A 25,672-nucleotide genomic window follows, 5' to 3' on the forward strand; every position below is an offset into this window, starting at 1 on the left:
GACGAGCGGCGTCAGCACGTTGGTGAAGACGCGCTACGTGGCGCCCGTCATCGGACCGCAGAGCGTAGACCTATTGGCTCATCCGCCCTCATCGGGCGAGATGCGGTCTGGTCTGACGCGAGAGGCAAGGTGAACTGGAAGACGGCGCCCCGAGGCTCGTTTGCACCAGCCCACATCCGTCCACCATGCGCCTCGATGATCGAGCGGCAAATCGCGAGGCCCATCCCCATACCTGTGGGCTTGGTGGTGTAGAAGGCTTCGAACAGGCGCTCCACGTTCTTCGGATCCAGCCCCGGACCGGAATCCCGCAAAGTGACGTGCACGCCGTCCGATGCATCCCGACCGGTGCTGATCAGCAACTCGCGTTCCCCCTCGCCGACCGCGGCCATCGCCTCGATCGCGTTGACGATCAGGTTGAGCACCACTTGCTGAAGTTGAACCCGATCCGCCTGAACGGCCGGCAAGCCCTCGGCGAATTGCGTTCGCACCGAGACGCCGTTCTTGAATGCTTCGCTGCGGGTCAGCGCGATGACCTCAAGCACCGCCGGGTTGATCTCCAGATTCTCTTTTTGCGGAGGAGCATTCCTGATGAGCGCCCGAATCCGGCCGATGATGTCGCCGGCTCGCATGCCGTCACTGGTAATCCAGCCGAACGTCTGTCGAACCCGCTCCAAATTTGGCGGTTGGGCCTCCAGCCAGTTCAACCCGGCCTCGGCGTTCGCCACCATCGCGGCGATAGGCTGGTTGACTTCATGGGCAATCGAAGCGGTGAGTTGCCCCATCGTGGTGACGCGATTTGCGTGCGCGAGCTCCATCAGGGCTTCACGGTAGCGCCGCTCGTGTTCGCGGCCTTCGGCTTCCGCCCGCTTGAGAGCCGTCAGATCAAGGACGAAGCCGACGCCATTATCCGTACCTTCCCCAAACATGGTCCCGCCGATCAGCACCGGCACACGGCTTCCGTCCTTCCGCACATACTCCTTCTCGAATGGTTGGGCCGACCCGACCCGCTTCAATTCCGCCACGGTATGCAAATCGCGGTCGCGCCATTCCGGCGGCGTGAGGTCGGTCCGATGCAGACGCCCTGAGGCGAGATCCTCCCGGTCGTATCCCACGATGCGAAGGAATGCATCGTTGGCCTCCAGAATGCGCCCCTCGACTTCCCAGATGATGATGCCGATGATGTTGGCATCGAACAGGCGCCTGATCTTGATATCTCGTGCTGCAAGATCACTCTGGAGCTGGATGTTCTCCTCGGTCGCCTTCCTTCGCCGTTTCGCTTCGAGCCGGGCGAGCGCCAACGCCGCTCCGGCCAGCGCGACGACGAGGACAACGGCGCCGGCGATCAGCCAGGTCCAGCGTCGCTCGAATGCTTCAGCGCGCGCCTCCCGGTCGGCGAGCCGAAAGCGCTCGTGATCCACCATCTGGTCGATTTGCGAGCGGATCTCGTCCATGCTGCGGATCATTGCCAGCGCGGCCAGCCCGGACGTGCCGGCCGTCTTCAGCAGCTCGTCGATTTCGCGTAGTGTTGCCGCAACGGTCAGTGCCAGATGTCCGGCCCGCAGGCCCTGCAACGGATCGTCCGCGACCAGCGTCTGTAGCGCCTGAGCCTCCCGTCGTACACTTTCGTCAGAGACGCCGTAGGCCTTGAGATAGGCGGGATCGAGGGTCATGAGATACCCGCGCCTTTCGGTCTCCAATTCCGCGATGATCGCCCGCAGCCGATCGAGCGTTTCGAGGACCTGGCGGCTGTGCTCGGTGAAATGATGAGCTGCTTGCCGCTCCTGCCAATATTGCAGGCCGAGGAAGCCGGTCGCGGCAAACAGGGTCACAAGCACTGCGACCGCGAGGATCAGCGGACGAGCAAACCACCGCAGATAATAGCCAGGAGCAAGGACTGACATTGGCCGTGTATCTTCGACGCGCGTCGGACCGGAGCGATGCCGGAACGATAGCATGGGCGGGTCCGCGCAGGTGAGCGGGGAACCACGCCATTCTCGACGCACGCTACACCGGCGCCGAAATCCGCCAGTTGGCGGGGCACAATGTCACGGGCGACGTCTCCTTTGTTGCAATTGACTGCCCGCAATTAGGAGCGCCAACATGGTGCCAGGCGGAAACTCAGGGAGCGGTGGGGTGTCAACCAGCCGTCGGAGCTTCGTCAAGGGATTGGGAGCGGCGGGAGCCGTCTTGCCGGCAGTCGGGCTGTTGCCAGGGCGAGGCGTAGCGGAGGATGCGCCACCGGCCGATGCCGCCGCGATCGACTGGAAGCAATTTGCGGGACAGACGATCGCGCTTTCGGGCGCGATCCATCCGTGGTCGAATGCGATCGCGCCGCTGTTGCCGGAGTTCACCATACTCACCGGCATTAACGTCACCGTCGATTTCCAACTGGAAACCACGTACCTCGGTGCGCTGCCGATCAGGCTCGCCCGCGGCAGCAGCACGCCCGACGTCTTCATGTTCACGACCTATGGCCAGGGCATCTCGAATGGATGGCTGGAGCCGCTCAACGGCTATTTTTCCCAGAGGTCGCTGACCGATCCCGCGTGGTATGACGAGAGCGATCTGCTCAAGACGGCTCGAGCTTTCCCGCTGTGGTCGGACGGCGAACGGTATGCCGTCCCGATTACCTCCGAGGCGATGACGCTTTTCATCAACAAGGAGGCGCTGGCAGCCAAGGACCAGCCGCTTCCCCAGACTTTCGAAGAGCTGCTAGTCGCCGCCAAGGCGGTCAAGACCAACGGGATGTCGGGGATCGCCATGCGGGCCCAGGCCGGCGGCAATTCCTCCCCACCGGCCATGGGCTTCGTGTTCTCCTACGGTGGGGCCATGGTCGAGCACGACAGGGTCGCTTTCGCGAGCCCGGAGGCGATCGCGGCCGTCGAGATGTACGGACAGCTGCTCAGCCAGGCCGGGCCTGCCGGCGTCGGCAGCTATGAATGGTACAACGTGCTGGACGACTTCCTCCAGGGGCGGACGGCGATGGCAATCGACAGCAGCAACTTCGCTACCGACATCTCCAATCCAGCGAAAAGCCGTGTCGCCAAGCAGGCGGGATTTGCAACCTTTCCGCATCTCGCCGGTCGCGGACCCGTCCCCTTCATGTCGCACTGGCAGGCGTGCATCAATTCCAAATCCCGAAACAAGCGGGCGGCTTTCCTGTTCCTGCTCTGGGCGACGAGCAAGGCGACCTCGTTGCGGACTGCTGCTGCGGGGCTGGCGACGACACGCGTGTCGGCCTGGTCGAGCAAGGGCTTCAAGACGGCGTTCGGCTCGGAGGCAGCCGAGGCGGCGCTGACCAACTTGCAGAATGCCGATGTCGACCGCGCCAAGGCGATCCTTTTCCATCCGCAATCGAGACCGATCCTGGACGCCTTCATGATCGGCGTGAATGAAGTGGTCAACGGTGCGAAATCGGCGAAGGATGCGATGACGGGCGCAGCCGAAAGGGCCAATGCGGCGATCCGCGGGTAGCGGCGATGCGCAATGCAATCGGAAGAAGTGGGGCCACGCCGTGCGCGGCCCCATCGGGCTTACCCCCAACTAGCCGAAAACCACCTCATGCCGCATCACGAACGGGTCGAGCAGCTTGTGCACCTCGCCGGCGACCGCCCCCTGCTTGTCCTCCGGCGCGCCCACAACCGTCACGGTCGCGATCGAGCCATGACTGCCATGGGCGCCGACCTTGACCTTGCAGTCGATGCCGCGCTCGGCGAGCGGCGCCAGCACCTTCGTGAACACGCGCTGCGCGGCGTCCCAGCGCAGTTGCGGCTTGAACACCTTGCCGACGCCCGTGACCGGCATCGGATCAATCGGGATAATCTGCACGGGCACGGCGGCGCGCTCCGGCGTGCGCTCGCGCACCCATGTCTCCAATTCGCCCGGCTCGACCTTGGCGCCCGGCTTCAGCTGAACGTAGCCCACCGGCAATTCGCCGGCATAGGCGTCGGGTTGGCCGACCACCGCAGCGAAACCGACGGCGGGATGGCGGAACATGATCTCCTCGATCGGCGCCGGATCGATGTTGTGGCCGCCGCGGATCACGAGGTCCTTGGCACGGCCGGTGATCCAGAGATAGCCATCCGCATCGAGCCGGCCGATATCGCCGGAATTGACCCAGACCTCATCGACAAAAGCCCCCTTGTTGTGGGCGTCGTTGAGATAGCCGCCGAACACGCCGGGCCCGGCCATGATGACGACGCCGATCTCGTCCGGCTTGCAATCACGAATCAGGTTGCCATCGGCGTCGAGTTGCACGATGCGGACACGCGCGTAAGGCATGGGCAGGCCGACCGAGCCGAGCCGGATCGGCCGGCTGGGATAAGCGAGCGTGTGCACGCTCGAGGTCTCGGTCATGCCGTAGACCTCGACCACCGGCAGCTTGAGCTTCTCCTGGATCGCAGATCCGACCGCGACCGGAATCGCCGAGCCGCCGCCGGCTGCATATTTCAGGCTGGAGATGTCGGCGTTCCCAGGCGGCACCGCGAGCGTTGCGGCGAGCACCGTCGGCACGCTCGACAGCGCCTCCGGCTTGAAGCGCTCGACCAGCCCCCAGATGTTCTTCACCGCATTCGGATTGCGCCAGCCGCTCGGCGACAGCACGACCAGCGAGCCGCCTGCGGATAGTGTCAGCAGCACCTGGGTCAACGATCCGCCGACGTGAAACAACGGCATGCCGAACAGCATGTTGGCGCCCGGCTTTGTCTTCAGCAGCAGATTGAGCGCCCAGGCCTGATAGACTTGGTTGGCGTGGGTGTGCCGCACCAGTTTTGGTGTGCCGGTGGTGCCGCCGGTGTGGAAATAGGCCGCGATGTCGCTGCCCAAAATCTTGCGCTCGCTGATAAGCCGGTCGGACGGCTGCTGCTTGATCAGGTCGCTGAACGCGAAAATTCTATTGGCGGGGTCGCCGCCGCCGGCCACCTGCACGATCGCCTTGAGGTGCTTGAGCTGCGGGCGGATCTGCTCGACTTTTTGCCAGATGTCGGTGCCCGGCATCGGCCCGAGCGCCACCAGGATATTCGTGTTCGCCGCTTCCAGAATTTCCGCGATCTGGTGCGGCTCGAGCAGCGGGTTGACGGGATTGGCGATGCCGGCGGCCTCCGCACCGAACAGCGTCACGAAGGCATCGGGCAGCAGCGGCAACATGAAGGAGATGACGTCGCCCTTTTCCGCGCCGAGCGCGTGAAACATGTTGGCGGCCTGCGTCACGCGCGCGATGAAGTCGCGGTAGGTGACCACGAGCGGCGTATCGGCCGGATCGGCATTTTGCAGAAACTGGATCGCCGCCCCGTCGGGGTTGCGCGCAGCCCCGAGCTTGATGGCATCATAGGTGCTCTGTGCCGCGATACGGTCCGCGTAAGGGACCTGCTCGAAGGCCCGGACCTCCTCGTCCGTCAGAAGCTCCGGATAGTCGTTGCCGATGAGCCGATCGAGCGCGTGGATGCCCGCCATGGAATTCCGTCCTCCCTCAGATGCATTCCCTCGCCGCCTGTCTTTTGACATTTTGGTTCGGCGAGGCCCCGACCGGTAACCGGTCGAGCGCGGACAGAATGATGGATGATTTGGCGTTCGTCCATGGCCTAACGGCACGGTCGTAGCACTGGTATTCGAGGCCTTTGAACCTCCTCGCCCGATCCCGGGACCAAGAACATGCGTCGGATTCGCCTGCCAGCGTCCTGCCGCAAGACTTGAGGTGATCATGACCACGCCCCTGCGGGACCGCGCCACACGGCTGATCGTCGCACTCACCATCGCAACGATGATCGCCCAGCCGCGCGCCGCGCTCGCCGATGGCCCGCTCGACAAGATGCGCGCCAAGATCACGGCCTTCATCGGCGAAAAGATGCAGACACTGGGTGGGTCACGCATCGTCTACAAGGTTGACGGCGATGGCCTGCGCGAGAGCGTCGCCACGGATCTGCGCGACGACGTCTACAAGAATTTGCACGACGGCCATATCGCCTTCTCCAATCTTGCGATCCGCGACGGCGGAGTCGATGTCAAGATCGCGGACGCCAAAGGCCGCGATCAGCTCGCGCGCAAGCTCGCCTCGGCCGCGGACGGACTGCCCTCCCATGCGCTCGCCGTGACCGACGGCGGCGACGGGGCGGTCAGGCTCGCGCCGACCGATGCCGCATCCGCTGCACGGCTGAGTGAACTCGTCGAAGATTCCATCGCCATGATCGAGCAGCGCCTCAAGGATTCCGGCGTCAAGCTTGTCAGCGTCGTCCCTGACGGGACCGACCGCATCCGCATCTTCCTGCCTGGTGTGACCGACCCCGAGCGCATCACCGCGACCTTCGCACGGAAGGTCAAGGTCAGCTTCCGCCTGATCGACGCTTCGATGTCGCCGGAGCAGGCGCAATCCGGCACGCCGCCCGAAGGCTCCGAAGTCCTGCTCGGCTTCAAGGACAAGCGCCCCTATCTGGTCGCCAAGGACAGCGTGCTCGACGGCGACGACATCAACTATGCGGCGCCCGGCTTTGCGGCCGGCACCAAGGACCCGGTCGCCTCGTTCCGCTTCAACGGACGCGGCACGCGGCGCCTCGCCCATGTCACGGAAGAGAACGTCGGCAGATCCTTCGCCATCGCGCTCGACGACAAGGTGATAGCCGCCCCCGTGATCCGCGAGCCCATCACCGGCGGCTCGGTCCAGATCTCGGGCAATTTCACCCTCGAGGAGGCCAACAGCGTCGCCATGCTGCTGCGCGCCGGCGCGCTGCCGGGGCACCTGACCCTCGTCGAGCAGCAGGTCATCCAGGCCGCCGCCAAGCCCTGAGGCGGAGATCACCCCGCGCCCCCGCCGCACGGGCGCCCAAGTTCGTCCAAAATCCGTTCACGACGCCCAGGCCCGCGCCGCGGCGGCCCCGAATCACGGGCCGCCCGAGGCCATACGCGCAACCAACGGGCAATTGCCGAAATGCCCGATCAGGCTAAAATTTGCCTCTTGCAGCATGACGGCCGAAGGCTTCATTCAAGCGGTCGTCATTCGATTTCGGCTATACGAATACCGAGCAGGACTGAAAGCCTTACGCAGGGATAGGACCATGCCGTCCGGCAGCGCAGACATTTCCTCGATCCTCGACCGCATTCTGGATGCGGCGACGGATAACCTCAGGATCGCGAAGATCCTGGTCCAGATGGGCCTCGACCCCAACAACGTCACCTACGACGCGATCTTCAACCGGTTGCTGGAGATCTTCGTCCATAACATCACGCTGGCCAACATGTTCGCTACGGTCGGCGCCGGCTTCTTCGTCGCAACCTTGCTGATGCGGACGATGGTTCCGCTGCGCGTCGCCAACATGATCGGCTGTGCGTTCTTCGCCATTTTCGGTGCGCTCTCCGCAAATGTCTCGACGTTCGTCCTATATCTGCTGCTGTTGCCGATCAACGCCATCCGCCTGCGACAAATGCTCAAGCTGGTCAAGAAGGCGCGGCATGCGGCCGAAGGCGACATGTCGATCGAATGGCTCAAGCCGTTCATGACCGAACGCAAATATCGCCACGGCGACACGCTCTTCAAGCTCGGCGATCCGGCCAAGGAGATGCTCCTGACCGTCACCGGCAAGTTCTTGGTCAAGGAAATCAATGTCGAGATCGGGCCCGGCGCGCTGATGGGCGAGCTCGGCTTCCTCACGCCAGACAACCGGCGCACCGGAACGATCGAATGCATCGAAGACGGCCAGGTGCTGACGATCACCTATGACCGGCTGCTGGAGATCTACTTCCAGGACCCGCAGTTCGGCTATTATTTCCTGGTGCTGACCAGCCAGCGCCTGCTGCAGAACATCGATCGCCTGCAGAAGCAGCTGACCGCGGCGCGGGCGCCGACCACGAACAGGACCGCGTGACCACGGCTCAGCTCAAGAGTAGCGCCATTCCGGGATCGCCCTTTTCCATCGCGCGCTGATAGGCTGGACGTGCACCGATACGGGCGAGATATTTGACCACGTTCGGGCGGCGCGCGAGATCGTAGGGCTGGAAATAGCGCATCGTGGTGAGCGAGAAGCCCATCATGATGTCGGCCGTGGTGAAGCTGCTGCCGGCCAGATATTCGGCATCGCGCACGCGCGCATCGACCAGGTCGAATGCGCGATCGACCCGCGCCTTGGTCGCGGCCAGCATCGGATTGTCCTCGGCGAGCTTGAGCCGGTTCAGCAGCATCAGCCGGCCCATGCCGGCTTGCAGCGTGCCGTTGGCGAAGTGAAACCAGTACAGGAATTGCGCGAAATCGGGCGCGTCCGGGCCAAGCACGAGGCGGCCCTTGCCGTATTTGGCCATGATGTAATCGACGATGGCGCCGGATTCGGCGAGCACGAGATCGCCGTCGACGATGACGGGCGCTGCCCCGATCGGGTGCAGCGCCTTGTAGTCGGGCGGCGCCAGCATGGTGACGGAATCGCGCGCATAGCGCTTCAGCTCATAGGGAATCCCAAGCTCCTCGCAAAGCCAGACGATGCGTTCGGATTGCGATTTGCCGAGGTGATGAACGGTGAGCATAAGGCCTCCTGCGGGCGTAAGCTGGATGTGATCCCCATACTACTTCGTCATTGCGATGTCGAAGCAACGACGACCCATCACCGTTACCCTGAGGCGGCCGCTTCTTCAGCGGCCCTCGAAGGGTGACGGCCCGGCTGCAAACGGGCCGCTCATCCTTTGAGGCTCACCAAGGGACGCCCTGCGTCCCATGCCTCGAACCTCAGGATGACGGAACGCTTGGAAGCACTATGTCCCCTACGCCGCCTCGTCCGTCACCATGCGCGCTACGACGCGGTCGCGGCGGATGAAGTGGTGCCAGAGGGCTGCGATCACGTGAACCGCGATCAGGGCCAGCAGCACATAGGCAAAGAAGATGTGGCGGTCCTCATAGGCGTCCGCCGCCGCTTTGTCCGGAGAGGTGAATTGCGGCACGTTGAACAGGCCGAAGAAGTCCGAGTAATTTTGCGTGCGCGCGCCGGAATGCGCCCAACCCAGCGTCGCGACCAGGATGACGACAAGATAGAGCGCGCCATAGCTGACATGGGCGGCAATCTTCTGCCAGCGCGAGGTCTCGGCCGGCAGCGCCGGCGTCGGATTGATGGCGCGCCAGACCAGGCGCAGCACCGTCAGCAGCAGGATCATGTAGCCGATGTCGGCGTGGATCGAACGGTAGAAGAACCGATCAGGCCGTGCCGGGAAGTGGTTCATCCACCAGCCGAAGGCGATCATGCCGAGGATCGCCAGCGCCAAAACCCAGTGCAGCCCCCGGGCGACGCTGCCCCAGCCGGCCTTCGTGTTTCTGATCATGTCGGCTCCCCGAAAATTTGCGGATGTCCCAACCGCAGCGCAGCACGGCTGCAAATAGCGGGAACATGCGGCAAAGGTGAAATTGAATCGTTCCAAACTGGGCGCCGGCCATCCCCGCCCCAAAACCGCCCAAAAACCGAATGGTAACCATGGCGGGCTAGAGTTATGACGTGACCAATTCTCCGACGATCCTCGTATTCGACTCCGGCCTTGGTGGCCTCACCGTGCTGCGTGAGGTCGTGGCCGCGCGTCCGGATGCGCATTACGTCTACGTCGCCGACGATGCCTTCTTCCCCTATGGCCATCACAGCGAGGACGAGATCATCGCCCGCGTCGTGCCGCTGATGGGGGAGCTGATCGGCACCCATGATCCTGACCTCGTCGTCATCGCCTGCAACACCGCCTCCACCCTGGTCCTATCGCATCTGCGTGCCGCTTATTCCGCGCCCTTCGTCGGCACGGTGCCGGCGATCAAGCCGGCCTGCGCCCGCTCGAAAACCCGCCGCGTCTCGGTGCTCGGCACCAAGGGCACCGTGAAGCGCGAATACACCAAGGCACTGATCCGCGATTTCGCGCTAGGCTGCGAGGTCACGCTGGTCGGCTCGCCCGAGTTGGCCTCGCTTGCGGAGCGCGAACTCAGCGGCCACCCGATCAGCGACGGCGATGTCCTCGCCGAGCTCACCCCCTGCTTCGTCGGCGATGCCGCAGACGCGGGCACGCGTACTGACACCGTGGTGCTTGCCTGCACGCATTATCCGCTGCTGCTCGACCGGATGAAGAGGCTCGCGCCATGGCCGGTCGAGTGGATCGACCCGGCACCCGCCATCGCCCGCCGCGTCTCGGATCTGCTCGGCCCATACAGTGGCGACATCGTGCAATCCGGCGCCGAGATGATCTTTACATCGAACCGCGCACATGGGCTCGGGGCGACCCTGATGCCGTTCTTCGGCGGCCGCGCGCTGGCCTGACTTTTCGCAGCCACGGCGCGCTGCTAGGCTTGGCCGTCGTCATCTCGCGCAAGGTCATCACATGCCGGTCCCCGCCACGCCGCTCAATCGCCTCCGCCAATTGTGGAGCGAAGGCCGCCCCGCCTTCGGCGCGATCGCAACGATCCCGAGCGTCCAGCTGGTGCAGATCATGGCGCGCTCGCTCGACTGGATCATCGTCGATCTCGAGCACGGCCCGATTGGATTGACCGAAGCGCATGCGATGATCGCCGCGACGACGGGCACGCCGTGCACGCCGCTGGTGCGGATCGCGGCGAACGAGCCGTGGCTCGCGAAAGCGCCGATGGACATCGGCGCCTTCGGCATCAATTTCCCGATGATCACGAACCGCAGCGAGGCGGAGAAGGCGGTGCGCAGCGTACGCTACCCACCGCGCGGCGATCGTCTGTGGGGTCCGTTCCACGCGCCGTTCCGCTGGGGCCAGTCGATGCCGGACTACATGGCGTCAGCCGACGACGAGATGATCTGCATGATCACGATCGAGCATGTCGAGGCCGTCAACCGCATCGACGAAATCATGGCGACGCCGGGCATCGACGTCGCCGTCATCGGCCCCGGCGACCTCGCCACGTCCATCAACAAGCGCGGACAGATGGGCGATCCCGAGCTGCTCGAACTGGTCGCCCGCGCGGAAGCCGGCATCCTCAGAAGCGGCGTGCCGATCGGCGGCGTGGCCCGAACCGCGGACCAGGCCAACGCCCTGATCGACCGCGGCTACCGCGCGATCGCGCTCGGCTTCGACTGGTCGTTGTTCCAGCGCGGTATCATGGCGGCCTTCGACGGTATCAAGCGCTGAACAGGCCGATTGCCACCTTGCCGGGAACGGCGGCGCTGCTACGGTCGGCCGTTCCAGGGAGGAAACAATCAATGCTCAAGAAGAGCCTGCTCGTTCTTGCTTTCGCCGGCCTCGCCGTCGCCGCCTTTGCCCAGCAGAGCGGTATCCAGCGCACCCCGCTCCAGAAGGTCGAGTTCCCAGACGGCTACAACACCATCACGGCCATCGCGGAAGTCCCTGCAGGTGGCGCGGCCGGACGCCACACCCATCCTGGAATTGAGACGGGCTACGTGCTGGAAGGCGAGCTCAATCTTCTCGTCGAGGGGCAGCCGGACAGGACCCTGAAGGCCGGCGATTCCTATCAAATCCCGGCAGGCGTCGCGCACGACGCCAAGGCCCATGGCGATAAGGCTATGAAAGTGCTGGGAGTTTACATCGTCGACAAGACCAAGCCGCTGGCTTCGCCGGCACCCTGATTAAGGGCCGAACCGATCCGCACCCAAGCGGGTTGGTTCATGCTAGAGCAGTCGGCGAGCGGGCGCCCCCTCGCCGTCCCCCAATATCAGTCCCCCAAGTCAATCCGCGGGAACCGGAGAACGATGCGCGGTCAACCTAAGAACATTTCGCTGCCGCGCCGCCTGATTATCGACCTCATGCGCGCCTCGATGGGCGTGCCGTTCGTCTCGCTGTCCCGCTCGCTCAATATCCGGCCCCTGCTGGAGGCCCGTGCGGGCGCGATGGCGCCGGCCGGCTGGGCCGCGATGTTCGTCAAGGCGTTCGCCCTGGTCGCCAGGGACGAGCCGGTCTTGCGCACCGTCTACGCCAAATGGCCCTGGCCGTCGCTCTACGAGCTGCCGAAGAGCGTGGCGCTGATCGCCATCGCCCGGGTCGAGGACGGCGAGGAATGCGTGATGCCGCAGCGAATCGCGGCCCCGGAGACCATGGCGCTTGCCGCGGTCGACGCCGAAATCCGGCGTGCCAAGACCGCGCCGATCGACGAGGTCCCGATGTTCCGCAAGATCATGCGGGCGACCCGCCTGCCGCTGCCGTTGCGGCGGCTGTCCTGGGCGGTGGGCTTAAATTTCGGCCGGCAGCGGGGCAATTGGTTCGGCAGTTTCCAGGTGAGCTCGGTGGCCGCCTATGGCGGCGGCGAGCTCCACCCCATCACGCCCGGCCCCTTCATCGTCAGCTATGGGGTGGTCGAGCCTGACCAGACCATCCATGTCGTGATCCGCTGGGATCACCGGGTCACCGACGCCGCCCCCATCGCCCGGGTCCTGACCCAGCTGGAACAGGTGCTGAACACTGAAATCGCTGCCGAATTGCGCGCGGCCGGCCCAAAGCCGATCCGGGCCGTCGGGACCTGATTCCGGGACCATTCGCATTGACAGAACGACCCAAACCGCCCTAAAAGCCGCCTGCTCGCGGGCCGATTTCGGCCCGCGAAGCGTTTCGCGACCCGTGGTCCTGTCCCTTAAGCTTTGGGGATCGGACCTGTCAGTGCCGGGCTAGCCCGTCACCCAGGAGGGCGCGTTTCCTCAAACCATGCAACCGAAGAGGACGCGATGACTAAGCGCAGTGAGGCGAAGTACAAACTCGATCGCCGTATGGGCCAGAACATCTGGGGCCGCCCGAAGAGCCCCGTCAACCGCCGCGAGTACGGCCCCGGGCAGCACGGCCAGCGCCGCAAGGGCAAGCTTTCCGATTTCGGCGTGCAGCTGCGCGCCAAGCAGAAGCTGAAGGGCTACTACGCCAACATTTCCGAGCGTCAGTTCCACGGCATCTATGTCGAGGCGAGCCGCCTCAAGGGTGACACCGGCGAGAACCTGATCGGCCTGCTCGAGCGTCGTCTCGACGCAGTCGTATACCGCGCCAAGTTCGTCTCGACGATCTTCGCCGCGCGCCAGTTCATCAACCACGGCCACATCAGGGTGAACGGCCGCAAGGTCAACATCTCGAGCTACCAGGTCAAGGTCGGCGACGTGATCGAGGTCAAGGAAGCCTCCAAGCAGCTCGCCCACGTTCTCGAAGCCAGCCAGCTCCCCGAGCGCGACACCCCCGACTATCTCGAAGTCGACCACGGCAAGATGACCGCAAAGTACGTGCGCATCCCCGCCCTCTCCGACGTGCCGTTCCCGGTGCAGATGGAGCCCCATCTGGTCGTCGAATTCTATTCGCGCTGATAGGCTCAGCAGTTCAACATCAAAGGCCCCGGTTCACCGGGGCCTTTTTGTTTGGTAGCATGCCATTGATGTCTCGCACGGCCGACCAGTTCGCCAATATTCTGCCTTCGGCAGCGCCGACCGAAGCGGCGCTTCGAGCGTGGGGGGCCCTCTCCCGCGACGAGCAGATCTGCCGATATCGGGGGCTGTTCGCTCAGCCTGATTGCAATATCTTCACAGCCGACACGCCAGACGACATCCTCCTCGCCGCGCGAGACCGCGTCGCTCAACGTTCTCGCGACTAAGCACCTCTCATCGGAACGGCCTCGCAATACGTCGCAATTGTTCGACTAGATGAAATGACGAGAACAGCCATGCTCTACACCCCTCCCCCGATCGATCCCAAAGCGCCGCCGGTGCGCATCAATCTGCTGTCGGACACCCAGACCAAGCCGACGGTTGCGATGCGCGATGCGATGGCGCGCGCGGAGGTCGGTGACGAGCAGGTCGGCGACGACCCGACCGTGAATGCGCTGTGCGAGCGCGTGGCCGAGCTGATGGGCAAGGAGACGGCCGTCTACATGCCTTCGGGCACGATGTGCAACGTCACCGCGACGCTGGTGCATTGCCGTCCCGGCGACGAGATCCTCGCCCATGAGACCGCGCACATCATCGCTCGCGAAGGCGGCGCGCATGCGGCGATCGGCGGCTTCCAGGTGACACAGCTCAAGGGCGCCGACGGCCAGTTCACGCCGGAGACGTTCCGCAAGGCGCTGCATCCGCGCACGCGCTACCAGCCGACCCAGACGGTCGTCAGCGTCGAGCAGACAGCCAATATCGGCGGCGGCACGATCTGGAAGAAGGTCGCCCTCGACGAGATCGTCGCGATCGCGAAACAACACGGCCTCGTCACCCACATGGATGGCGCACGACTGCTGAACGCTACTGTCGCGAGCGGCATCTCTCCGCGCGACATGACCGCAGGCTGGGATTCGGCCTGGATCGATTTCTCCAAGGGCCTGGGCGCGCCGATCGGTGGCGTGCTCGCGGGCTCGCGGGCCTTCATCGACGCAGTGTGGCAGTGGAAGCAGCGCCTCGGCGGCTCGATGCGGCAGGCCGGCGTCTGCGCGGCGGCCTGCATCTACGCACTCGATCATCACGTCGATCGTCTCGCCGACGACCACGCCAATGCACGGGCTCTGGCCCGCGGCCTGTCGCAGATCTCAGGCGTCGAGGTGCAGGAGCCCGAAACCAACCTCGTGTTCTTCAAGCCCGACGGCGCCGGCATCCCCGGCGACAAGATGGTCGCCGCACTGCGCCAGCGCGGCGTGACGCTCGCGATGATGGACGGCCGTATCCGCGCCTGCACCCATCTCGACGTCAATGCGAGCCAGATCGAGGAAACGATCGGCTATGTCAGAGAGATCGTGCGCGGGGCGTAAAGTTCTGTAGCCCGGATGGAGCGCAGCGAAATCCGGGATCTATCCGATCGGCCAGAGTGTCCCGGATTGCGCTTCGCTCCATCCGGGCTACGCAAGCCACGAACCTTCAGCGATTACCGCCCCATCGCCTGATAGATCAGCGTCTTCAGCGCGAGCTGAATCCGGCCGCGCTGCGACGGGGTCTGCACCATGAAGATCCCGAACAGATCATCTTCGGGATCGATGAAGAAGAAGGTGCCGCCGACGCCATCCCAGCGATATTCGCCGAGCGGCCACGACGTGCCTGCCGGCACGGAAGTCCGCACGGCGAGGCCGAGGCCGTAGCCGGAGTTCTCCCCCGGGTAATAATTCCTGTCGCGCTCGACGTGGGTTTCGGGACCGACGTGATCCGACGCCATCAAGGCGATGGTTTCCGGCTTGAGATAGCGTCGGCCGTCGAGAGTGCCGCCGTTGAGCAGCATCTGTGAGAAGCGCGCATAGTCGCCGACGGTGCCGACGAGGCCACCGCCGCCCGACTCCCACCTCAGTGGTTTCCGGGGATCGCGGACCTGCGTCATCGGACTGATCGCGCGATCATCCGGCATCGGCTCGGCGATGCGCGGCCACTTGGCGGGATCGGCAACATAGAACGCGGTGTCCTTCATGCCGAGCGGATCAAGCAATCGCTCCTTCGCAAACTGGAACAGCGATTTCCCCGATATCACCTCGATGACGCGGCCGAGCACATCGGTGGAATGGCCGTAGTCCCAGATCGTGCCGGGCTGTTCGGCAAGCGGCAGCGCAGTGATCTTCGCGACGAGGTCGGCGTTGGTCGAATCCTTGTTGTCGAACAGACCGGCGTCGGCATAGACCTTATTCACCAGGCCCCCGCCGTAATAGCCGTAAGGAATCCCTGCGGTGTGGCGCATCAAATCCTCGATCGTCACCGGACGATTGAGCGGCTCCAGCTCCAGCGAGATCTTGTTGTCCTCGGCCTTCTTCTCGACGCCGACCTTCATGCCGGCAAAGGCCGGAATGTATTTCGAGACGGGATCGCTGATCGCGAGCCTGCCCTCCTCGACCAGCATCATCGCAAGGACACAGGTGATCGGCTTCGACATCGAGTAGAGCCGGAAGATCGTATCCGCGCTCATCGAGAGTTCGGTTGCGACGTCGCGGACGCCGAAATTCTCGTAATAGACCGGCTTGCCGTGCTGCTGGAGCAGCAGGATCGCGCCCGGAAACTTGCCCGTCGCGATCTCGTTCCTGATGTAGTCGGAGACTTTTGCCAGGCCCTCCGGCGTGAATTTGTGCCCGCGGTTCTCGGAGCCCGCTTGCGCACCGACAACGCCGAACAAAAGGACGAGCGTCGCAATCAGCGCGCGGCGCCCGAACATGTCAGTTCTCCATGGCTTCATAGACCAGTTGCTTCAATGTCCGTTGGATGCGCTGGCGCTCGGTCGGGGTCTGTTCCAGCAGCACAAAGAACATGTCCTGCTTGGGGTCGATCACGAAATAGCAGCCGGAGGCGCCGTCCCACTTCAATTCCCCGAGATCGCCGGGCGGCGGCGGTTTTGCGTTGCCGGGATCGGTGCGGACGGCGAGACCGAGTCCGAAGCCGAAACCGTCGCCGGGGAAATAGAAATAGTCACGACTGACGCCGGAATTCGGGCCGACCTGGTCGGTCGTCATCAGCTTGAACGTCTCCGGCTTGAGGATGGTCTTGCCGTCGAGCGTGCCGCCGTTGAGCAGCATCTGCGCGAAGCGCTCGTAATCGGCCATGGTCGTCACCATGCCGCCGCTGGCGAACTGGATCTTCTTGACGACCGTCGGATCGTTGATGCGACCGACCCGGAAATCGCTGTCGTTCGGCACCGGTTGCGCCAGGAGCTTCTGCTTCTCCGGGTCCGTGACGAGGAAGCCGGTGTCGACCATGCCGAGCGGACCAAGCAGCGTCTCCCGCTCGATATCGAGCAGCGGCTTGCCGGCCGCGACTTCCATGACGCGCGCCAGAATGTCGGTGGAATGGCCGTATTGCCAGAGCGCACCCGGCTGATTGTGCAGCGGCAGTTTTGCGATGCGCTCGGCGAACTCGGCGAGGTCGAAATCGCCGGCATAGATATTGGCGTCGCGATAGGCCTTGCGGACCAGGGTGTCGCCATAAAAGCCGTAGGTGACGCCCGACGTGTGCGTCATCAGATCCTTCACCGTCATCGGCCGGTTTGGCGGCACGAGCTCAAGCGACTTGGTGCCGTCGTCGGCCTTCTTCTCGACGCCGACCTTCACATTGGCAAAGGACGGGATGTATTTCGAGACGGGGTCGTCAAGCTTGATCTTGCCGTCCTCGAGCATCTTCATCGCGGCCACGGCGGTGATCGCCTTGCTCATCGAGAACAGGCGGAAGATCGTCTTGTCGGTGATCGGCGCCTTGCTGACCACGTCCTGCACGCCGAAGGCCTCATGATAGACCGGCTTGCCGCGCTGCTTGATCAGCACGGTCGCGCCGGCGATCTTGCCGGTCGCGACCTCGTTCTTGAAGAACTCGCTGATCTTGCCCAGCTTGTCCTGATTGAAATGCGCGCCGGCCGGAATCTCGTAGGTGCCTTCCGCGCGCGCGAGCGACATCGCGCCAAGCGAGACAAGCGCGCCGCAGACCAACGCAAATCGTCCAAAACGTAAAATCATATCCCCTCCCCGGAACATGGCCGGGCGGAGTGTACTGACGACGCCATCAGGCACAAGGGCCGCTGTGTCGCGCGAGCGCCTCGGCATGGAGTTTAGCGCTTGGCTCGGAGAAGCAGCAGAAAACGACCCCATCAACGGATGGCGCGGCCGGCAACATTTCGACCGTCGTACGGACGGCGATCTCGGCCGCCCTGTCGGCCGGAAAGCGATATATGCCGGTCGAAATCGCGGGGAATGCCACCGAGGTCAGCTTGTGCTGTCCGCACAGCTCCATCGCGCGGCGATAGCAGGAGGCGAGCAGATCGTCCTCGCCGATCGTGCCTCCGTTCCAGACTGGTCCGACGGTATGGATCACATGCGCGGCCTTGAGCCGATAGCCTTTGGTGATCTTGGCATCGCCGGTCTTGCAGCCATGAAGCATGCGGCATTCGGCGACGAGCTCGGGCCCGGCGGCGCGATGGATAGCACCGTCCACGCCGCCCCCGCCAAGGAGCGACGTATTGGCGGCGTTGACGATGGCGTCAACGCCGAGCGCGGTGATGTCAGCAACAATGACGTCGAGCTGGACGGCGCCGATCCGGCGCGTCAGCACCGTCACGGATCAGGCCGCGACCGCGACGCCCTTCTCGGAGAGGAGCTGCTGCAATTCGCCAGCCTGGAACATCTCGCGGACGATGTCGCAGCCGCCGATGAACTCGCCCTTCACGTAGAGCTGGGGGATCGTCGGCCAGTTCGAGAATTCCTTGATGCCGTTGCGGAGCTCGGCGGATTCGAGGACGTTGAGGCCCTTATAGCCGACGCCGATGTGGTCGAGGATCTGCACGACCTGGCCGGAGAATCCGCACTGCGGAAATTGCGGCGTACCCTTCATGAACAGAACCACGTCGTTCGACTTCACTTCGTTGGCGATGAATTCCGCGATGTTCATATTCGTGTCCTTCTGGGGCAGAGCCCTCACCTATCATTCCGGGCCGGCTCAGCCGATCTAACCCGATACCTGCCTATATATGTAGCCCAAACCGTTGTGCATCCAAAGTAAAATGGCGGCGAACAGCCCTCGGGCGGGCGGTCCGGGAGGCCCCGGCCCCATTGCATGATGGCACGAATATCATCACCGGGGAGGACTTTCATACCGTAACGGAGCCCCTATCTAGGACGAACCTTGGTTTTGGAACCGGGTCTCGCCAACAACGTTCTCTTGTCCTGTCTGGAGAAAAACGTGACGAAACAAGCCTCAGCAACGGCCAGTCCGCCGCTTTCGTCACCCTCTTCCGACCAGGGCAGCCTCGCCCAGCGGCTCGAGGCCGCCTTTCTCGGCGTCCGCAACGAGACCGAGCGCCGGGCCGCACCGCTCTCGCCCGAAGACCAGCAGATCCAGTCCATGCCGGACGCGAGCCCCGCGAAATGGCACCGGGCGCATACCACCTGGTTCTGGGAGCAGTTCTTGCTCGGCGAGCACGCGCCCGGCTACCGGCCCTTCCACCCCGACTTCGCCTTCCTGTTCAATTCCTATTACGTCAGCGCCGGGCCCCGCCATGCCCGCAATCATCGCGGCGACATCACCCGGCCCAGCGCCAACGAGGTCGGCGCCTATCGCAGCCATGTCGATGCGGCGGTGGTCAAATTCTTCCGTGAGGCTGACGAAGACAAGCTCCGCGCTCTGGCGCCACTGGTCGAGGTCGGGCTGAACCACGAGCAGCAGCATCAGGAATTGATGTTCACCGACATCCTGCACGCCTTCGCGCAGAATCCGATCTATCCGGCTTACGACAAGGACTGGCGCTTTCCGTCCGCGACGCGCGCCGGCGACGACTGGCTGACGCTCAACGAAGGCATCCACGCCGTCGGCCATGTCGACGAGAGCTTTCATTTCGACAACGAAAAACCCGCGCATCGCGCGCTGGTCGGCCCCGTGAAGATCGCCCGCAATCTCGTCACCAATGGCGAATGGCTCGCCTTCATGCGCGACGGCGGCTACCGGACCGCAACGCTGTGGCTGATGGACGGCTTCGCCGCGGCCAGCAAGGAAGACTGGCAGGCTCCCGGCCATTGGCGCGAGGTCGATGGCGGATGGCAGGTGATGACGCTCGCCGGCCTCAAGCCGGTCGATCCCGACGCGCCCGTCTGCCACATCAGCTATTACGAGGCCGATGCATTCGCGCGCTGGGCCGGAAAGCACCTGCCGACCGAGATGGAATGGGAGGTCGCCGCGCGCGCCGGCCAGCTCAACGACGCCTTCGGCATCGTCTGGCAGTGGACGCGTTCATCGTATTCACCCTACCCCGGCTACCGCGCCATCGAGGGCGCGCTCGGCGAGTACAACGGCAAGTTCATGGTCAACCAGCTGGTGCTGCGCGGCTCCTCGCTCGCGACGCCGGACGGTCACAGCCGTGTCACATACCGCAACTTCTTCTATCCGCATCACCGCTGGCAGTTCACGGGACTGCGGCTCGCCGACTACGTCTGAAGTTTCATCCGACGACAAATGCGCGCCGGACAGCGCGTTCAGGAGAGTATCATGAATGTGCACGCCAGCGCTTTGGCCGAAGCCCATCTCCCCGACGAGCAGACGACCGCCTTCGCCCGCGAGGCCATCGAGGATCTTTCGCAGCAGCCGAAGAAACTGTCGCCGAAATATTTTTATGACGCGACCGGATCGGAGCTGTTCGAGGCGATCACGCGCCTGCCGGAATATTATCCGACGCGCACCGAGCTTGCGATCCTGAAGGAGCGCGGCAGCGAGATCGCAAAGATCATTCCAGAGCATGCGGCGTTGGTCGAGTTCGGCGCCGGCGCGACGACGAAGGTTCGCCTGCTGCTCAACCACTGCAAGTTCGCGGCCTATGTGCCCGTTGATATCTCCGGCGATTTCCTGAAGGCACAGGCCAACGGGCTGAAGCGGGACTTCGCCTCGCTCGGCATCTATCCGGTGGCCGCCGACTTCACCACGCCGTTCGAGCTGCCGAAGGCGGTCGCGTCGATGCCCAAGGTCGGCTTCTTCCCGGGCTCGACCATCGGCAATTTCGAGCCGCATGAGGCGCAGGCCTTCCTGAAAAGCGCCCGTCAGATCCTGGGCCGGGGCGCGCAGATGATCATCGGCGCGGATCTGGAGAAAGAGGAGCGCCTGCTCCATGCCGCCTATAACGACGCGGCCGGCGTCACCGCGCGCTTCAACCTCAATGTTCTGGTGCGGATCAACCGCGAGCTCGGCGGCAATTTCGACCTCTCCGCCTTCACCCATGGCGCAATCTACAATCACGCGCGCCACCGCATCGAGATGCACCTGATCAGCCGGAAGAGCCAGACCGTTCGCCTGCTCGGCACCAGCTTCTCGTTCCGGCCGGGTGAGAGCATTCACACCGAGAACAGCTACAAATACAGCCTCGAGCGCTTTGCCGCGCTGGCGCAAGGCGCCGGCTGGCGCGTGCGTGAAAGCTGGACGGACGCGGCAAAGATGTTCTCGGTGCACGCGCTGGAGGCGGCGGAGTAATTACTCCGGCGCTTTAGCGTTCCTCAGCCTCTTCCGGCTTCGGCCCCAGCGACACCGACTCCCACACTGCGACGACGATCATGATCACGCTCGTCGCGACCGACAGCCATAAGGGCGAGAGATCAGCGGCAAACCACCACAGCACCATCAGCAGGATGATGCCGATGCCGTGGGAGAGCTGGAGGAAGCCGCGGATCGCGTGCTTGAACAGGACGGTGCCGACCAGAAACACCAACGGTCCGCCGATCGTGCTGACGATGGTGCGGACGTCGGAATGGCCGGTCGGATGTTTCAGCACCAGCTCGTCCGAAACCGCGGTCAGGATGATGCCGGCGACGATCGGCATGTGCAGATAGGTGTAGGCGAGCCGCGCCAGCCGGCCGGATTCGGCGCTCTTCGAAATCCACTCAGAGCCAGCCTCGGCGCCCTTGTGGAAATAGACCCACCACATCGCGATGCTGCCGACAAGGCACGAGACGAAGGCCAGGATGTTGTCCGCGGTCCAGTCTAATTCCGCAAAGGTCGCGCCGTTGACGACGACGGCTTCACCGAGCGCGATGATGATGAAGCCGGCGCAGCGCTCGGCCATGTGGTTGCCCTCGACCGCCCAGGCCTCGACCGACGAGAAGCCCAGCTTCGGCACCCAGAAGCGCACCGCGGGCGAGACGTATTCGATTGTCAGCGCCGCGATCCAGAACCACAGCCTCTCCTCGCCATGGGCCAGACCGCCGAGGATCCAGAAGATCGCGGATCCGCAAAGCCAGACCAGAATGCGGATCGCATTGTGCCGCACGGCGGTGCGATGGCGCGGGGTCGCAAACAGCCAGAACGCGGTCCGTCCGACCTGCATCGTTGCATAGGCGACCGCAAACCAGAGGCCGCGGCCGTCGAACGCGCCCGGGATGGTCGTCGACAGCACGAGGCCGCCGAGCATCATCAGGAAGATCAGGATGCGGACCGGCGTCAGCTCGGGGTTGAGCCAGTTGGTGACCCAGGCGGTGTAGACCCACACCCACCACACCGCCAGGAACAGCAGCGTGACCTCGACCGCGCCGAGCGGCGTGAAGTGGTGCAGCAGCGTGTGCGAAATCTGGGTGACGGCGAAGACGAAGACGAGATCGAAGAACAGCTCGGCATTGGTGACGCGGCTGGGCTGGTTCGGCACGATCACGCGAAACATCGCGCCGCGCGGATTGTCGGCCGCCATCATCGTCCCCGTCGCGTGATCAGGTCAGGCGCAACTCATCAAGTACCTGGCACGCCGGTTTGCAGCGCCAGCGCATGCAGCACGCCGCCCATCTGGCCCTGCAGGGACCGGTAGACGATCTGGTGCTGCTGGACACGGGACTTGCCGCGGAAGGATTCCGAGATCACGGTCGCGGCATAGTGGTCGCCATCGCCGGCGAGGTCACGGATGGTCACCTCGGCATCGGGGATCGCTGCCTTGATCATCGCCTCGATATCGTGGGCGTCCATGGGCATTCTGGTCTTGCTCCTTGTGTCGGCTTGCAGCCTCGGCGTCGAATCGCTTTGCCGGGGTCCGGCTCTGCAGAACAGAACTTGCCGGCAGGGCCAAACTTAGCGTGAACGGCCTTCTACGTCACGCCTTCAGGCACTATATCCCTGATCCCATCAGGATAAAGGCACGACAAAGTGCCGCGCGCGGTAGATTGAACGAAAAGGCGTGAAATCATGAAACTTCCCGGGCCGGACCACCCCATCACCATCACCCAGAACCCCCGGCGCGTCCGCGTCACGGCGGGCGATATCGTGATTGCCGAGAGCGCCAAGGCGTTGACGCTGAAAGAGGCCAAATATCCGGCGGTGCAATATGTGCCGCGGGCGGATGCCAACATGGCGCTGCTGGAACGCACCGAGCGCACCACCCACTGCCCCTACAAGGGGGACGCCAGCTATTACAGCATCAAGGCCGACGGCAAGACGCTCGACAACGCCATCTGGACCTACGAGACGCCGTTCCCCGCGATGACGGAGATATCAGGCCATCTCGCCTTCTATCCGGACAAGGTGAAGATCGAGGAAGTGGGCTAAGCTCACTGGCGCTGTGACGCCGGGGCGATCATCAGGTCGCCTCCTCCCAGTCGACACAAGGCACGAGATGCCGCGCAAGGCCGCACGACTGATTGGGGTCTCGTTGCTGGGGTTGGCCGGCCTGTTGATTGTCGTGGCGGCTGCCGGGCTGGGTTTTCGCGCCTATCGCCAGCATCTTGCCGCCGAAACTCTCGCGATCCACTCCCCCAACGGCGTGCAGGAGGGGGCGTTCGTCGATATCGGCGGCATCAGGCAATGGATTCAAATCCGCGGCGAGGATCGGGATAATCCGGTTCTCCTGTTCGTCCACGGTGGGCCCGGAGGCTCAACCTTGGCAATTTCGTCGGGCTGGCGTCCCTGGGAAAAGCATTTCACCGTGGTGCAGTGGGACCAGCGCGGCGCCGGCCGCACCTATGGCGCGGCTGGGGACACGCTCGCGCCAACCATGACGCTGGAGCGGATGACACAGGATGGCGTCGAACTGGTCGAATACCTGCGGGCACATCTGCACAAGGACAAAATTATCCTGGTCGGGCATTCCTGGGGCTCGTTTCTGGGCATTCACATCGTCAAGCAACGCCCCGATCTGTTTTATGCTTATGTCGGCACGGGACAAGTGGTCGGCCGGGTGACGTTCGAGAAGCAATTCGAGATCACGATCGCGCATCTCCAAGCGTTGGCGCAGTCCGCCGGCAACAGCGAGGCCCAAGCGGAATTGGCACCAATCGTCGCCCGCCCTCTGATCAATCCACAAAATCGATCGGTTGCGGACAAGTGGAGCAAGGCGCTGGGGCTACCCTCCATCGAGAGCCTCCAGTTGGCGGGTCCCGTCCCACCCCCGTTCATGCCGGATTTTTCGCTGCTGGACTGGTACAACTGGAGAAAAGGCATGGCCTTCTCCGCAAAATATCTGCGCGGACGAGAAGGCCCCATGTTCAAGCGCGACGTCGCCGCGCTGGGGCTCGCGTTTCCGATCCCGGTGATCTTCATCGAGGGCGATGCGGACTACAACACACCGGGTGGGCCGGCCGAACAGCTCTTCAATCAGATCACGGCCCCGCATAAGGAATTTGTCTGGATTCGCGGCGGCGATCATTTCATTCCGTTCGATCGTCCCGACGAGTTCTTGGCGGAGCTGGTGGCCCACGTCATGCCGTTCACGCGCAATTGAGGGGAGCGTTACGGCCTGTTACGCCCGGAAGATCGTGAGCCCGAGTATCAGCAGCACCAGGAAGATCACGACGAAGATATAGAACAGGAAGCGGGCGATATCGGCGGAGGCGGCCGAGATACCGGTAAAGCCGAGCACACCGGCCACGATCGAGATCAGCAGGAAGATCAGCGCCCATTTCAGGATAGTCATCGCCAGCTCCGACGCGTCTGTGCCGCCTTTTGGCGGGCGGCCCTCAACCATTTCGTGAACGCTAACTTGGCCACACGGAACTGGTTCCTGAGGCTGCCGGTCGGGAGCAACGAATGGCATAAACAGCGCTTGCTGAATTCGGTTCCTGGCAGCAGAGTCGTGCAGGGACAGAGGCACAACCGGGGCAACCATGAGCACGATCTCACAGTCAGCGACGATTGGCGCCGAAGCGCATGCTGCGCCCAAAAGCAAGACGCGCAACATGTCGCTCGATCGCGCCCGCACCTTCCTGACGCTGGTGGTGCTGCTGCACCATGCTGTCATCCCCTATACCTATTTCGGTCATACCGACCCGAAGTTCTTCTTCGGCTTCGACATGATCGTGCTCGCCACCGACAGCTTCTTCATGGCGATGTTCTTTTTCCTGTCGGGCTTGTTTGCGTGGTCGGGAATCGCTCGCAAGGGACCTGCGAGCTATTTGGAAGACCGCGTCCGTCGGCTCGGCATACCGTTCGTGATCTGCGCGTTCACCGTCATTCCGGTCGCGTATTACGCCATCTCGCTGCGGCTCAATCCCGAGATCGGATTTTCGCAGTTCTGGTGGACCACGATCACGAAAGGCCCGTGGCCAAGCGGGCCGATCTGGTTCCTCTGGGTCTTGTTCGCCTTCGACCTGATCGCGTGCCTTCTGTATCGCCTGCGGCCCAATCTGCTCGACCCTATCAACCGCCTCTCGGTGCGCGGGCGGCGCCGACCTGCCGAATTCTTCGCGGTCATGCTGGCCGTCAGCGCCGCGTTCTATGTACCCGGGCTGATGTATTTCGGCCCCAGCGACTGGTTCCAGTTCGGACCGTTTTCGGTCCAGCACGGGCGCGTGTTGCTCTATGCGACCTACTTCTTTTTCGGCGCCGGAATCGGCGTTGCCAATATGGATCGCGGACTGCTCTCGGCTGAGGGCAGGATGGCGAAGGTGAGCTGGGAGTGGCTGGTCCTGGCAATCGTTCCGTATTGCCTGCTGTGGGTGCTGATCTTCATCAAGCGAGAAATCCTGGGGAATCCGTCGCCACTGCCGAACTGGTATGAAGGAAGCTACGCTGTCTGCGTCACCATCTTCAGCGTCGCCATCATGTTTCTGATCCTGGCCTTCTTCCAGCGGTTCAGGCAGTCAGGCTCAGCGAAGCTGCTCGATCCAATGCAGGTCAGCGCCTTCGGCATGTTCCTGGTGCACTATCCGATCACGCTGTGGCTGCAATACTGGCTGTTCGACTACAATTGGCCTGCCATCGCGAAGGCATTCACCGTGTTCGTGCTGACAGTATTTCTGAGCTGGGCCGCGACCGTGGCACTGCGCAAGATTCCGGGCGCGACGCGGGTGCTATAGCCGCCGTGTAGCCCGGAGCGCAGCGCAATCCGGGATCTTGCCACAAGC

At 63.6% G+C, this 25,672-nt stretch carries 25 protein-coding genes; 14 read left to right on the forward strand and 11 right to left on the reverse strand.

Annotated features, from left to right (window positions below; genetic code table 11):
• Positions 1 to 47 precede the first annotated feature (47 nt).
• Positions 48 to 1,901 carry an ATP-binding protein gene (locus V1280_RS12935; protein ID WP_334524000.1) on the reverse strand — a complete coding sequence of 618 codons (1,854 nt, stop codon included), beginning with the start codon at positions 1,899 to 1,901 and terminating at the stop codon, positions 48 to 50.
• Positions 1,902 to 2,133: 232 nt separating this feature from the next.
• Between V1280_RS12935 and V1280_RS12940 the strand changes: the two genes are divergently transcribed.
• A complete protein-coding gene (locus V1280_RS12940) occupies positions 2,134 to 3,474 on the forward strand; it encodes an ABC transporter substrate-binding protein (protein ID WP_334524003.1) in 1,341 nt (446 codons plus the stop codon).
• Positions 3,475 to 3,543: 69 nt separating this feature from the next.
• Here V1280_RS12940 and V1280_RS12945 read toward each other — a convergent pair whose 3' ends face one another.
• On the reverse strand, positions 3,544 to 5,451 hold the full coding sequence (locus V1280_RS12945; RefSeq protein ID WP_334524006.1) for an acyl-CoA synthetase: 1,908 nt from the start codon (positions 5,449 to 5,451) through the stop codon (positions 3,544 to 3,546).
• Between the two features lie 247 nt (positions 5,452 to 5,698).
• Between V1280_RS12945 and V1280_RS12950 the strand changes: the two genes are divergently transcribed.
• Together V1280_RS12950 and V1280_RS12955 are read left to right on the forward strand one after the other, a co-directional pair.
• A complete protein-coding gene (locus V1280_RS12950; RefSeq protein WP_334524009.1) occupies positions 5,699 to 6,778 on the forward strand; it encodes a SecDF P1 head subdomain-containing protein in 1,080 nt (359 codons plus the stop codon).
• Between the two features lie 268 nt (positions 6,779 to 7,046).
• On the forward strand, positions 7,047 to 7,853 hold the full coding sequence (locus V1280_RS12955) for a Crp/Fnr family transcriptional regulator (RefSeq protein WP_187436907.1): 807 nt from the start codon (positions 7,047 to 7,049) through the stop codon (positions 7,851 to 7,853).
• Positions 7,854 to 7,860: 7 nt separating this feature from the next.
• Here V1280_RS12955 and V1280_RS12960 read toward each other — a convergent pair whose 3' ends face one another.
• Together V1280_RS12960 and V1280_RS12965 are read right to left on the reverse strand one after the other, a co-directional pair.
• A complete protein-coding gene (locus V1280_RS12960) occupies positions 7,861 to 8,502 on the reverse strand; it encodes a glutathione S-transferase family protein (RefSeq protein WP_334524014.1) in 642 nt (213 codons plus the stop codon).
• Positions 8,503 to 8,736: 234 nt separating this feature from the next.
• Positions 8,737 to 9,288 (reverse strand): cytochrome b, encoded by a 552-nt coding sequence (locus V1280_RS12965; protein ID WP_334524017.1) that lies wholly within the window; start codon positions 9,286 to 9,288, stop codon positions 8,737 to 8,739.
• Positions 9,289 to 9,458: 170 nt separating this feature from the next.
• On the opposite strand from V1280_RS12965, the gene murI reads away from it, so the two are divergent.
• The 6 genes from murI (at position 9,459) to V1280_RS12995 (ending at position 14,674) form a co-directional block, all read left to right on the forward strand.
• Positions 9,459 to 10,256, forward strand: coding sequence for a glutamate racemase (gene murI, locus V1280_RS12970; RefSeq protein ID WP_334524020.1), 798 nt, complete (start codon positions 9,459 to 9,461; stop codon positions 10,254 to 10,256).
• Positions 10,257 to 10,317: 61 nt separating this feature from the next.
• Positions 10,318 to 11,091: an HpcH/HpaI aldolase family protein gene (locus tag V1280_RS12975; RefSeq protein WP_334524023.1), complete on the forward strand. Its 774-nt coding sequence runs from the start codon at positions 10,318 to 10,320 to the stop codon at positions 11,089 to 11,091.
• Between the two features lie 71 nt (positions 11,092 to 11,162).
• Positions 11,163 to 11,546 carry a cupin domain-containing protein gene (locus V1280_RS12980; RefSeq protein WP_334524026.1) on the forward strand — a complete coding sequence of 128 codons (384 nt, stop codon included), beginning with the start codon at positions 11,163 to 11,165 and terminating at the stop codon, positions 11,544 to 11,546.
• Between the two features lie 123 nt (positions 11,547 to 11,669).
• Positions 11,670 to 12,437, forward strand: a complete 768-nt coding sequence (locus V1280_RS12985) for an acyltransferase (RefSeq protein WP_334524029.1) — start codon at positions 11,670 to 11,672, stop codon at positions 12,435 to 12,437.
• A gap of 198 nt (positions 12,438 to 12,635) precedes the next feature.
• The gene (rpsD, locus tag V1280_RS12990; RefSeq protein ID WP_334524032.1) at positions 12,636 to 13,253 is read left to right on the forward strand and encodes a 30S ribosomal protein S4; all 618 of its coding nucleotides are present in this window, start codon (positions 12,636 to 12,638) and stop codon (positions 13,251 to 13,253) included.
• Between the two features lie 353 nt (positions 13,254 to 13,606).
• Positions 13,607 to 14,674 carry a threonine aldolase family protein gene (locus tag V1280_RS12995; RefSeq protein ID WP_334524035.1) on the forward strand — a complete coding sequence of 356 codons (1,068 nt, stop codon included), beginning with the start codon at positions 13,607 to 13,609 and terminating at the stop codon, positions 14,672 to 14,674.
• Positions 14,675 to 14,787: 113 nt separating this feature from the next.
• Here V1280_RS12995 and V1280_RS13000 read toward each other — a convergent pair whose 3' ends face one another.
• Genes V1280_RS13000 through grxD form a run of 4 tightly spaced genes read right to left on the reverse strand, consistent with a single transcriptional unit; the run spans position 14,788 to position 18,266 of the window.
• Positions 14,788 to 16,050 (reverse strand): serine hydrolase domain-containing protein, encoded by a 1,263-nt coding sequence (locus V1280_RS13000; RefSeq protein WP_334524045.1) that lies wholly within the window; start codon positions 16,048 to 16,050, stop codon positions 14,788 to 14,790.
• Between the two features lies 1 nt (position 16,051).
• On the reverse strand, positions 16,052 to 17,338 hold the full coding sequence (locus tag V1280_RS13005) for a serine hydrolase domain-containing protein (protein WP_334524048.1): 1,287 nt from the start codon (positions 17,336 to 17,338) through the stop codon (positions 16,052 to 16,054).
• A gap of 46 nt (positions 17,339 to 17,384) precedes the next feature.
• Positions 17,385 to 17,936 carry an O-acetyl-ADP-ribose deacetylase gene (locus V1280_RS13010; RefSeq protein ID WP_334524051.1) on the reverse strand — a complete coding sequence of 184 codons (552 nt, stop codon included), beginning with the start codon at positions 17,934 to 17,936 and terminating at the stop codon, positions 17,385 to 17,387.
• A gap of 3 nt (positions 17,937 to 17,939) precedes the next feature.
• On the reverse strand, positions 17,940 to 18,266 hold the full coding sequence (gene grxD / locus V1280_RS13015) for a Grx4 family monothiol glutaredoxin (RefSeq protein WP_148773058.1): 327 nt from the start codon (positions 18,264 to 18,266) through the stop codon (positions 17,940 to 17,942).
• 240 nt (positions 18,267 to 18,506) lie between these two features.
• On the opposite strand from grxD, the gene egtB reads away from it, so the two are divergent.
• Together egtB and egtD are read left to right on the forward strand one after the other, a co-directional pair.
• A complete protein-coding gene (gene egtB / locus V1280_RS13020; protein WP_334538284.1) occupies positions 18,507 to 19,805 on the forward strand; it encodes an ergothioneine biosynthesis protein EgtB in 1,299 nt (432 codons plus the stop codon).
• A gap of 51 nt (positions 19,806 to 19,856) precedes the next feature.
• The gene (gene egtD, locus V1280_RS13025) at positions 19,857 to 20,828 is read left to right on the forward strand and encodes an L-histidine N(alpha)-methyltransferase (RefSeq protein WP_334524056.1); all 972 of its coding nucleotides are present in this window, start codon (positions 19,857 to 19,859) and stop codon (positions 20,826 to 20,828) included.
• Positions 20,829 to 20,841: 13 nt separating this feature from the next.
• Here the strand turns inward: egtD and V1280_RS13030 are convergent, their stop codons facing one another.
• Together V1280_RS13030 and V1280_RS13035 are read right to left on the reverse strand one after the other, a co-directional pair.
• The gene (locus V1280_RS13030; RefSeq protein ID WP_334538285.1) at positions 20,842 to 22,035 is read right to left on the reverse strand and encodes a low temperature requirement protein A; all 1,194 of its coding nucleotides are present in this window, start codon (positions 22,033 to 22,035) and stop codon (positions 20,842 to 20,844) included.
• 38 nt (positions 22,036 to 22,073) lie between these two features.
• Positions 22,074 to 22,310: a BolA family protein gene (locus V1280_RS13035; protein ID WP_015685068.1), complete on the reverse strand. Its 237-nt coding sequence runs from the start codon at positions 22,308 to 22,310 to the stop codon at positions 22,074 to 22,076.
• Positions 22,311 to 22,520: 210 nt separating this feature from the next.
• Between V1280_RS13035 and V1280_RS13040 the strand changes: the two genes are divergently transcribed.
• Together V1280_RS13040 and V1280_RS13045 are read left to right on the forward strand one after the other, a co-directional pair.
• On the forward strand, positions 22,521 to 22,880 hold the full coding sequence (locus tag V1280_RS13040) for a DUF427 domain-containing protein (protein WP_334524064.1): 360 nt from the start codon (positions 22,521 to 22,523) through the stop codon (positions 22,878 to 22,880).
• A 67-nt stretch (positions 22,881 to 22,947) separates the two neighbouring features.
• Complete coding sequence (locus tag V1280_RS13045) at positions 22,948 to 24,051, forward strand: alpha/beta fold hydrolase (protein ID WP_334524067.1); 1,104 nt, start codon at positions 22,948 to 22,950, stop codon at positions 24,049 to 24,051.
• Between the two features lie 18 nt (positions 24,052 to 24,069).
• Here V1280_RS13045 and V1280_RS13050 read toward each other — a convergent pair whose 3' ends face one another.
• Positions 24,070 to 24,243, reverse strand: coding sequence for a DUF1328 domain-containing protein (locus V1280_RS13050; RefSeq protein WP_027534540.1), 174 nt, complete (start codon positions 24,241 to 24,243; stop codon positions 24,070 to 24,072).
• Between the two features lie 190 nt (positions 24,244 to 24,433).
• Between V1280_RS13050 and V1280_RS13055 the strand changes: the two genes are divergently transcribed.
• On the forward strand, positions 24,434 to 25,624 hold the full coding sequence (locus V1280_RS13055; RefSeq protein ID WP_334524080.1) for an acyltransferase family protein: 1,191 nt from the start codon (positions 24,434 to 24,436) through the stop codon (positions 25,622 to 25,624).
• Positions 25,625 to 25,672 lie beyond the last annotated feature (48 nt).

This window comes from Bradyrhizobium sp. AZCC 2230 (assembly GCF_036924495.1).
GTDB classification, from domain to species: Bacteria; Pseudomonadota; Alphaproteobacteria; order Rhizobiales; family Xanthobacteraceae; genus Bradyrhizobium; species Bradyrhizobium rifense.